This is a genomic window from Nocardia aurantiaca, from assembly GCF_009708175.1.
Taxonomy (GTDB): domain Bacteria; phylum Actinomycetota; class Actinomycetes; order Mycobacteriales; family Mycobacteriaceae; genus Nocardia; species Nocardia aurantiaca.
Genome location: NZ_WMBB01000001.1, coordinates 808982 through 818652, shown reverse-complemented (window position 1 = coordinate 818652; position 9671 = coordinate 808982). Strand labels below are relative to the sequence as shown.

Genomic DNA, 9671 nt, shown 5'->3' with positions numbered 1-9671 from the left:
TTGCATGTGTTAAGCACGCCGCCAGCGTTCGTCCTGAGCCAGGATCAAACTCTCCGTTGAAGACTCTAGATTTACTCCGAAGAGCGAATCAGAAGTATCTCGAACCAGAGTCCGAAAACCTAGCAAAACAAATCGCCAGCCGGAAATTAGCTGACTTCAATGTCCGACCCTCACACGGGGGGTGAGAATCGGAACCAAATTACAAAAATTTGGCACTGACATTCATCGACACACTATTGAGTTCTCAAAGAACACACGCACAAACGATCTCCCGGGCTCTTGGTCCCGCTCGATCGTGAGGCAACTTGTCAAGCTTAGCCCCGACCCCGCAACGGAACCAAATCCGCTGGTTGTTTGGGAGCTAGTGTGATCATCAGGCGAAGCTCGTCTCACCGGAGTCGGTGTCCGTGTCGCTCTGACCTGGAATAAGTTACGTGTTGGTTGTTCGCATGTCAAATCGCCTGTTCAGGACGGGTTTTCGCGCACACGACCCAACACCGGTTGTTCAGTCGGTGGTTCCGACACGTTCGATCTCGGCGCCGAGCGAGCGCAGATTCTCCACGAAATCCGGGTAGCCGCGGTCGATGTGGAAGACATCGTGGACCTCGGTGACGCCGTCGGCGACCAGACCCGCGAGCACCAGACCCGCGCCGGCGCGAATGTCGGAGGACCAGACCGGCGCCGAGGACAGGCGCGGAATACCGCGCACCACAGCGTGATGACCATCGGTGCGGGCATCCGCACCGAGCCGGATCATCTCTTCGACGAAGCGGAAGCGCGCCTCGAAGATGTTCTCGGTGATCATCGAGGTGCCGTCGGCGATGGCGGCCAGGCCGATGGCCATGGGTTGCAGATCGGTGGGGAAACCCGGGAACGGGAGGGTCGAGAAGTTCACGGCGCGTGGGCGATCGGCCTGCACCACGCGAAAACCGTCCGGTTCGAACGAGATTCGCGCGCCCGCGGAGCGCAGCTTGTCCAGCACCAGCGACAGATGTTTGGGATTGATGCCCGTCACCCGCACGTCACCGGTGGTCATGGCAGCGGCGATCCCCCACGTCGCGGCGACGATGCGGTCGCCGATCACCCGGTGGGTCGTCGACGCGAGCTTGTCCACGCCCTCGATGGTCAGCACCGAGGTGCCGGCGCCGGAGATCTTCGCGCCCATCCGCACCAGCATGTTGCAGAGGTCCACGATCTCCGGCTCGCGCGCGGCATTGTCGATGACGGTCTCACCGTCGGCGAGCACCGCGGCCATCAGGATGTTCTCGGTCGCGCCCACCGAGGGGAAGTCCAGTCGAATCCGCGCGCCCTGCAACTCTTCCGCCCGCGCGACCAGGCAGCCGTGCTCGATCTCGGAGGTCGCGCCGAGCAGTCGCAGGCCCGTCTGGTGCATGTCCAGCGGACGAGAGCCGATGGCGTCACCACCCGGCAGCGCGACAACGGCCCGCTTGCAGCGCGCCATGAGCGGACCCAGCACGCATACCGAGGCGCGGAACTGGGTGACCGCCGGGAAGTCCGCGTGGTACTTCGGTTCCGGCGGAGTCGTGATGGTCACGGTCTCGTGGTCGACGGTGACATCACAGCCCAGACCGCGCAGCACCTCGGCCATGAGCGGTACATCGAGGATGTCGGGGCAGTTGGTGATGGTGGTCGTACCCTCGGCCAGCAGTGCGGCGGCCATCAGCTTGAGGACGCTGTTCTTCGCGCCGCCCACCGCGACCTCACCGACGAGCCTGCTGCCCCCGGTCACCAGAAACCGTTCACTCACGGGGGTCAGCCTAGTGGTCGGATCCCGCGCTCGCGGCGTCTCCGCCCGGCCGCCACAGTATGTCGCCGTCCGGATTGGCGACCCGGCCGAGGATGAACAGCAGGTCGGACAGGCGGTTGAGGTATTTGGCGGGCAACGCGTTGGTGTCGCCCGGGTGTGCCGCGACGGCGGCCCAGGCCGACCGCTCGGCGCGCCGCGCGACCGTGCGAGCGGTGTGCAGCAGCGCGGCCAGCGGGGTGCCGCCGGGCAGGATGAACGAATTCAACGGCGCCAGAGGCTCATTGAACTCATCACACCACTGCTCGAGGCGGTCGATGTAGGCCTGGGTGATGCGCAGCGGCGGGTACTTGGGCTCGGCGACAACGGGGGTGGACAGGTCCGCTCCGGCGTCGAACAAATCGTTCTGTATGGAACGCAGCACACCGAGCATCCGCTCGCCGGGTTGTCCGAGCGCGATGGCGACACCCAGCGCGGCATTGGTTTCGTCACAGTCGGCGTACGCGATCAGCCGCGGGTCGGTCTTGGCCACCCGCGAGAAATCACTCAGCCCGGTGGTGCCGTCGTCGCCGGTGCGCGTGTAGATCCGCGTCAAGTGAACGCTCACTGTCCCGCCTCTCAATGCCGCCTCGCCGCGACTTCGCCGATCAGTAGGTGCCACGCTAGTCACATCGCGGACCGATGGTCGAGTCGGTGGCCGGGTTCTGGACGTCACCGACAAGTACCCGTATGGCACCGAAATCAGTTGTTGCTTCGGCGATCGTGCTTCCCGGCGTGGACTGCCCGCACGGGTACGGCCGTCACCCGGCGCGGCGTCGGCGAATGCGCTCGGAGGGGCGGGATTCCACCCAGGACAGGAAGGCGGCCATGGCGCCGCGGTCGAGTGCCAGCTCGTAGCTGCCCTCCCCGTCGGAGACCGTGACGATGACCTCGTCGGTCATGATGTCGTACTCGTCGTCCTGCGGGGTGCGCCGCGGACCCACCTCGATACCGAGACGGCGCATGGTGGAGTCCGGGCCGAGTTTGAGGCTGGAGAGTTTGTAGAAGAGGAGCGTGTCCTCGTCGTAGCGAATCAGTCCGTGCCGCCAGCCCCCGCCGTGGCCGCGCGCGGGCAGCACCCGCAGCAGTGCGGCGGTCCCGCCGCGACGCAGCATCACCAGGCGATATGTCGACGCCAGAGCCAGGCCGACCAGCAGCAACACCAGAATGATCAGAAGCCACATCCCGGTCTGCAATGCCGCTCCGTCCCTTCACATCCGCGTTGCTGTCGATCACTGACCGGCGCAACCCAACCCTCAGCGACTTCGCCCCCGAACCCCTTGCGGGGGAGACGCGAGACCACGTTCCGGAAACTCGGTGCGGAGAATGCCGGCCCCGCGCTTAGTGGTCGATAGTAGCGACCGCGGAAAGCCGGGGTCCGGCCATCCACCGAATGTGACGTATGCGCTGTTCAGGCGGGCGTCGCAGATATGTCAGCTCATCGAGAACGGCTCACCGTGAAACATGACGTTGCCGATGGAGGTCGCCTGCCGATGTGGAACTGGCAGCCGGCGCTGCATTCGAGGCTGATCCGCACAGTCGCGACGAGGCCGCCGGATCGTCGAGATCCACGGGTGTCGTGCATCGCGCCGCTGATCTCGGCCGACTCACCGGTGATGGTGACCGTCAGGTTGGTGCCGTCTGTGAGTCGGCGGGTGATCGTTCCACCCAGAACCGGAACGGAGTGTCCGCGGACGCTGGGTCGGCCGGACCCACTCCGAACTCCGCCGCGGCCGCCAGCGTCCCCATTCGCCAATTCGACGCCCGCTCAGCAATCCCTCGCTCCATCGTGCTGCGCATTCGGTAGGCGACGCGGTATGCATCGTGGAGGCAACGCTGGGATGTTCAATAGCCGAGACTTTGCCAGATGCTCCAAATCGCATCCGCGCACCCGCGAATACATCGAGCCGCATCAGATAACCGGCGTCGCGATAACCGCACGACCAAACCGAATTCGCCAGCCACATACCAGCTTCCGGCCGCGAAAGCCCAATCCCCGACCCGCTGAGCGGGATCGCCGATGGCCGTAAACTGGAACACGTTCTTATGCTCCGGACAATTGGGATGTCTTGGAAGGAGATTCCGTGGAAATTACCGCTGCGGTGGCCCGGGGAGCGGATGCGCCGTTCTCGATGGAGACCCTCACGCTGGAGGAACCGCGACCGAGCGAGGTGCTGGTGCGCATCGTCGCGACCGGCGTCTGCCACACCGACCTGGTCACCAAGGGCGTGTTTCCCGCCGAGTTGCCGATCGTGCTCGGACACGAGGGCGCGGGCATCGTCGAGCAGATTGGCTCGGAAGTAACCGGAATCGAAGTGGGCGACCACGTCCTGCTCACCTACGCCAGTTGCGGTACCTGTTCGCGCTGCGCCGACGGGCTTCCACCCTATTGCGAGAATTTCGTCATCCTGAACACCTCGGGCGGGCGCGCGGATTTCACCTCGCCGCTGAGCAACAATGGCGAACGCGTGATGGGCGCCTTCTTCGGGCAGTCGAGTTTCGCCACCCACGCACTGGTACCGGCGCGCAGCGTGGTGGTGGTGGACAAGGATGTGGACCTGGTGGCCACCGCACCGTTCGGCTGCGGTGTGCAGACCGGCGCGGGCGCGGTCGCCAACGTCATGAAGCCGGGCCCCAACGATTCGCTGGCCATTTTCGGCGTCGGTGGCGTGGGCATGGCGGCGCTCATGGCGGCCCGTGCCATCGGCGCGGGAACCATTGTCGCCATTGACCTTTCCGCCGATCGCCTGGCCCTGGCCAAGGAGCTGGGCGCGGACGTCACCATCGACGGTGCGGCCGAGGACGTGGTGGCGCAGATCGTCGCGGCGACCGCGGGCGGCGCGAACTTCGCGCTCGACACGACGGCCCGCAACGCCGTCATCGCCAAGGGCCTGGAAGCGCTGGCCCCCATGGGCACTCTCGTGCTCGTCGGCCTGGGAGAGGCCAGCATGGACCTCGAAATCGGTCACCTCACCGGAAACGGCAAGGCTGTCCGAGGCTGCATCGAGGGCAGCGGGGATCCGCAGAAATTCATTCCCCAGCTGCTGCGATGGCATGCCGAGGGCACGTTCCCGATCGAGAAGATCAGTAAGACCTACGCCTTCACCGACATCGACGCCGCGGTCGCCGACGCCCACCACGGCACCACCATCAAACCGATCCTGACCTTCGACTGACGCCGTGCACGAAGAGAGCGGCGGCCCCAGGGTTTTTCTGGGACCGCCGCTCTTCGCTTCAGTGCGGGAAGGCTAGGCAGACGCCGCCTTCTCGACCGCCCGCAGCTGGCCCTGCGCCTTGGCCAGCGCGGCCGGGCTCGCATCCGGGTCGGCGACGACGGCCTTGGCGGCCGCCTCGTCGACATCGAAGGCGAATTCGGCGGATTCGGCCAGCACGCGCACCGAGGTCGCGGTGACCGAGAAGAACCCGCCGTGCACGGCCACGACGACGCGCTCGTCCTCGTCGGACACGATGGTCACGGTGCCGCCCTCGACCAGCTGCCCGAGCAGCGGTTCGTGGCCGGCCAGGATGCCGATCTCACCCTCCGTGGTCTGAGCCGAGACGAACTTCGCCCGGCCCGACCACAGCAGCCGCTCGACGGCGACCAGATCAACAGACATATCTGCCATGGGTGACTACTTCCCGGCGATCTTCTTCGCAGCAGCCTCGACGTCGTCCAGGCCACCGCAGGAGTTGAACGCCTGCTCCGGCAGGTGGTCGAACTCGCCCTTGCAGACCCGATCGAAATCGTCGATGGTCTGCTCCAGCGGCACGACCGAACCCGGCTGACCGGTGAACTTCTCGGCCACGATGAAGTTCTGACCCAGGAACTTCTCCAGGCGACGGGCGCGACCGACGAGGACCTTGTCCTCCTCGGAGAGCTCGTCCATACCCAGAATCGCGATGATGTCCTGGAGTTCCTTGTACTTCTGCAGGATTCGCTTGACCTCGTTGGCCACCCGGAAGTGACGCTCGCCGACGATCGAGGCCTCGAGGATTCGCGAGGTCGACGACAGCGGGTCGACGGCCGGGTAGATGCCCTTCTGCGAAATCGGACGCGAGAGCTCGGTGGTGGCGTCCAGGTGCGCGAAGGTGGTAGCCGGCGCGGGGTCGGTGTAGTCGTCCGCGGGGACGTAGATCGCCTGCATCGAGGTGATCGAGCGACCGCGGGTCGAGGTGATGCGCTCCTGCAGCTGACCCATCTCGTCCGCCAGGGTCGGCTGGTAACCGACGGCCGAAGGCATACGACCCAGCAGGGTCGAGACCTCGGAACCGGCCTGGGTGAAACGGAAGATGTTGTCGATGAACAGCAGAACGTCCTGGTTCTGCACATCACGGAAGTACTCGGCCATGGTCAGGGCCGAGAGGGCGACGCGCATACGCGTCCCCGGCGGCTCGTCCATCTGGCCGAACACGAGAGCGGTGTCCTGCAGGACGCCCATCTCTTCCATTTCCAGGTGCAGGTCGGTGCCCTCACGGGTGCGCTCACCGACGCCCGCGAACACGGACGTACCGGAGAACTCACGCGCGATACGGGTGATCATCTCCTGGATCAGAACGGTCTTGCCGACACCGGCGCCACCGAACAGACCGATCTTGCCACCCTTCACGTACGGGGTGAGCAGGTCGATGACCTTGATGCCCGTCTCCAGGATCTCGGTCTTGCCCTCGAGCTGGTCGAAGGCGGGCGGCTGGCGGTGGATGCCCCACTGCTCGCCGTCGCGGCCCAGGCCGGGGGTGTCGAGGCAGTCGCCGAGCGCGTTGAACACGTGGCCCTTGACGACGTCACCGACGGGCACCGAGATCGGCTTGCCGGTGTCGCGCACCTCGACGCCACGCACCAGACCGTCGGTCGGCTGCATGGAGATGGTGCGAACGATGTTGTCGCCCAGGTGCTGCGCGACCTCGAGGGTCAGGGTCTTGGCCACCGAGGGAAGAGCGACGTCGACATTGAGGGCGTTGTACAGGTCGGGGATGGAGCCGCGCGGGAACTCGACGTCCACGACGGGTCCGATGACGCGGGAGACGCGGCCGGTACCGGCGCCAACCCGGGTTTCGTTAGTGACAGCTGCGGTCATTGGTTCTCTTCCTGGGCCTTAGTCGCGGTCCGAGCTCGACGCCAGCGCGTTGGCGCCACCGACGATTTCCGTGATTTCCTGCGTAATCTGTGCCTGGCGCAACGAGTTCGCGGTACGGGTCAGTGAGTTGACCAGCTCCGTGGCGTTGTCCGTCGCGGCCTTCATGGCGGTGCGGCGCGCAGCCGACTCCGATGCCGCCGCCTCGAGCAGCGACGAATAGATCCGAGTGTTGACGTACTTCGGCAGCAGCGCGCCCAGCAGGCGATCCGCATCCGGCTCGAACTCGTATTGGGGCTTGATCTCCGCCGACTCGGAGTCGGTGAAGGAGTCCGGACCCATGTCGTAGTCCTCGTCCACGTACGTCACCTGGATCGGCGCCAGGCGACGCACCTCGGGCTGCTGCGACAGCATCGACACGAAACGCGTGTAGACGATGTGCAGTTCGTCGACGCCGGCCATCGTGTCGACCCCGTTGGGGGTCGGGACCTCGCCGTCGGACCCGGCCATGAACGCTTCCACCAGGTGGTTGCACGCGGCCGAGGCGTCCACGTAGTTCGGCTGCTGCGAGAAGCCCAGCCAGGAACCGTTCACCGTCCGCCGGCGGAAGGTGTAGTAAGTCAGGCCCTTCGCGCCCATCACGTACAGCACCGGCTCCTTGCCCTCGGAGCGCAGCGTGGTCATGAGCTCCTCGGCGCGCTTGAGCACGTTGGAGTTGTAGCCACCGCACATACCGCGGTCGGAGGTGATGACCAGCACGGCCGCACGACGCGGGTTATCCCGCTCGGTCAGCAGCGGGTGGTTGAGATTGCCGCTGGCACTGGCCAATTCGGCCAGCACCTTGGTGATCTCCTCCGCGTACGGCTTGGCGGCGGCAACACGGGCCTGCGCCTTGCTGATTCGCGAGGTGGCGATCAGTTCCTGGGCCTTGGTGATCTTCTTGATCGAGCTCACGGAACGAATGCGGGAGCGCAATTCGCGCACGCTTGCCATTAGCGGTTCACACTCCCTTCATTCGTCGTATCTGATTTGCGGCATGGGCGGGGCGCTACGTGGTGACGCAAGCTGCCTCCTTCGCGCCCGTCGCGCATACCGCGTTCGGTCAGTCGCATGTGCTCGTCTCGATTACTTCTCGACGTGCTTGCGAGTGACGGACAGCGACTCGAGCTCTTCGTGATCCAGCTGGCCGGCCTCGGCCTCGACGACACGGGAGCCGTCGGACGCCAGGAAGCCCTGCTTGAACTTGTCGGTCGCGGCCTTGATGGCATCGGCCGCCTCGCCCTCGAGCACCTTGGCGCCGCCCTGCAGGGCGTCGAAGGAGGACTGCACCGAGGCGTGCAGGAACTCGAGCAGCTCGGTGTTGAAGCGGCGGATGTCGCCGACCGGGACGGAGTCGTAGTAGCCGCCGTCCACCAGGTACAGCGAGACAACCTGGTCCTCAACCGAAACCGGGGCGTACTGGTCCTGCTTGAGCAGCTCGACCCAGCGCGCGCCACGCTCCAGCTGGGCCAGCGACGCGGCGTCCAGGTCGGAGGCGAAGGCGGAGAACGCCTCGAGCTCACGGTAGGAGGCCAGCTCCAGACGCAGCGAACCGGAGACCTTCTTCATGGCCTTGGTCTGCGCGGCGCCACCGACTCGGGACACCGAGATACCGACGTTGATGGCCGGGCGGACACCCTTGTTGAAGAGGTCCGACTCCAGGAACACCTGGCCGTCGGTAATGGAGATGACGTTGGTCGGGATGAACGCCGAGACGTCGTTGGCCTTGGTCTCGATGATCGGCAGACCGGTCATCGAGCCCGCGCCCAGCTCGTCGGACAGCTTCGCGCAACGCTCCAGCAGACGCGAGTGCAGGTAGAAGACGTCACCCGGGTACGCCTCGCGGCCCGGCGGGCGGCGCAGCAGCAGCGAGATGGCGCGGTAGGCCTCGGCCTGCTTGGACAGGTCGTCGAACACGATCAGCACGTGCTTGCCCTGGTACATCCAGTGCTGGCCGAGGGCCGAACCGGTGTAGGGGGCCAGCCACTTGAAGCCGGCGGAGTCGGAGGCCGGGGCGGCGACGATGGTGGTGTACTCCATCGCACCGTGCGCCTCGAGGGCCGACTTCACGCCCGCGATGGTGGAGCCCTTCTGGCCGATCGCGACGTAGATGCAGCGCACCTGCTTCGACGGATCGCCGGTGGCCCAGTTGGCCTTCTGGTTGATGATGGCGTCGATGCAGACCGCGGTCTTGCCGGTCTTGCGGTCGCCGATGACCAGCTGACGCTGGCCGCGGCCGATGGCGGTCAGGGCGTCGATGGCGGTGATACCGGTGGCCATGGGCTCACCGACCGGCTGACGCTGCAGCACGGTCGCGGCCTGCAGCTCGAGCACGCGACGCTCGTCGGCCTCGATCTCGCCCAGGCCGTCGATCGGCGCGCCCAGCGGGTCGATGACGCGGCCGAGGAACTTGTCGCCCACGGGAACCGAGAGCACGTCGCCGGTGCGGCGGACCTGCTGGCCCTCTTCGATGGTGTCGAACTCACCCAGGATGACGGCACCGATCTCGGTGTCCTCCAGGTTCAGCGCCACGCCGAGGACGCCGCCCGGGAACTCCAGCAGCTCGTTGGCCATCGCGGACGGCAGGCCGCTGATGTGGGCGATACCGTCGCCGGTGTCGGTGACGACACCGACCTCTTCGATGGAGGTCTCGGGGGTGTAGCTCTGGGTGTAGCTCTCGATCGCGCTACGGATCTCATCGGGGGAGATCGTCAGCTCCGCCATGTTCTTCCTGCTCTCGCTGTGGTCTCGAATGT

The 9671-nt window shown here is 65.8% G+C and carries 8 protein-coding genes and 1 rRNA gene; 1 reads left to right on the top strand and 8 read right to left on the bottom strand.

Annotated features, from left to right (window positions below):
* The 4 genes from GLP40_RS03515 to GLP40_RS03500 form a co-directional block, all read right to left on the bottom strand.
* Nucleotides 1-60 (bottom strand): 16S ribosomal RNA (locus GLP40_RS03515); the annotation flags it as partial.
* A 445-nt stretch (nt 61-505) separates the two neighbouring features.
* Entirely contained in the window at nt 506-1768 is a 1263-nt protein-coding gene (gene murA, locus GLP40_RS03510) for a UDP-N-acetylglucosamine 1-carboxyvinyltransferase (RefSeq protein ID WP_328289615.1), read from the bottom strand.
* A gap of 10 nt (nt 1769-1778) precedes the next feature.
* Entirely contained in the window at nt 1779-2372 is a 594-nt protein-coding gene (locus GLP40_RS03505) for a cob(I)yrinic acid a,c-diamide adenosyltransferase (protein ID WP_328289614.1), read from the bottom strand.
* 193 nt (nt 2373-2565) lie between these two features.
* Nucleotides 2566-2988 carry a DUF2550 domain-containing protein gene (locus tag GLP40_RS03500; RefSeq protein ID WP_196054513.1) on the bottom strand — a complete coding sequence of 141 codons (423 nt, stop codon included), beginning with the start codon at nt 2986-2988 and terminating at the stop codon, nt 2566-2568.
* A gap of 900 nt (nt 2989-3888) precedes the next feature.
* Between GLP40_RS03500 and GLP40_RS03495 the strand changes: the two genes are divergently transcribed.
* Entirely contained in the window at nt 3889-4980 is a 1092-nt protein-coding gene (locus tag GLP40_RS03495) for an NAD(P)-dependent alcohol dehydrogenase (protein ID WP_328289613.1), read from the top strand.
* Between the two features lie 72 nt (nt 4981-5052).
* Here the strand turns inward: GLP40_RS03495 and GLP40_RS03490 are convergent, their stop codons facing one another.
* The 4 genes from GLP40_RS03490 to atpA all read right to left on the bottom strand — a co-directional run bounded on the left by GLP40_RS03490 (nt 5053) and on the right by atpA (nt 9639).
* Nucleotides 5053-5430, bottom strand: coding sequence for a F0F1 ATP synthase subunit epsilon (locus GLP40_RS03490; protein WP_154786278.1), 378 nt, complete (start codon nt 5428-5430; stop codon nt 5053-5055).
* Between the two features lie 6 nt (nt 5431-5436).
* Nucleotides 5437-6879 (bottom strand): F0F1 ATP synthase subunit beta, encoded by a 1443-nt coding sequence (gene atpD, locus GLP40_RS03485; protein ID WP_154786277.1) that lies wholly within the window; start codon nt 6877-6879, stop codon nt 5437-5439.
* 18 nt (nt 6880-6897) lie between these two features.
* On the bottom strand, nt 6898-7869 hold the full coding sequence (locus GLP40_RS03480) for a F0F1 ATP synthase subunit gamma (protein WP_154786276.1): 972 nt from the start codon (nt 7867-7869) through the stop codon (nt 6898-6900).
* A 132-nt stretch (nt 7870-8001) separates the two neighbouring features.
* Nucleotides 8002-9639, bottom strand: a complete 1638-nt coding sequence (gene atpA, locus GLP40_RS03475) for a F0F1 ATP synthase subunit alpha (RefSeq protein ID WP_154786275.1) — start codon at nt 9637-9639, stop codon at nt 8002-8004.
* Nucleotides 9640-9671 lie beyond the last annotated feature (32 nt).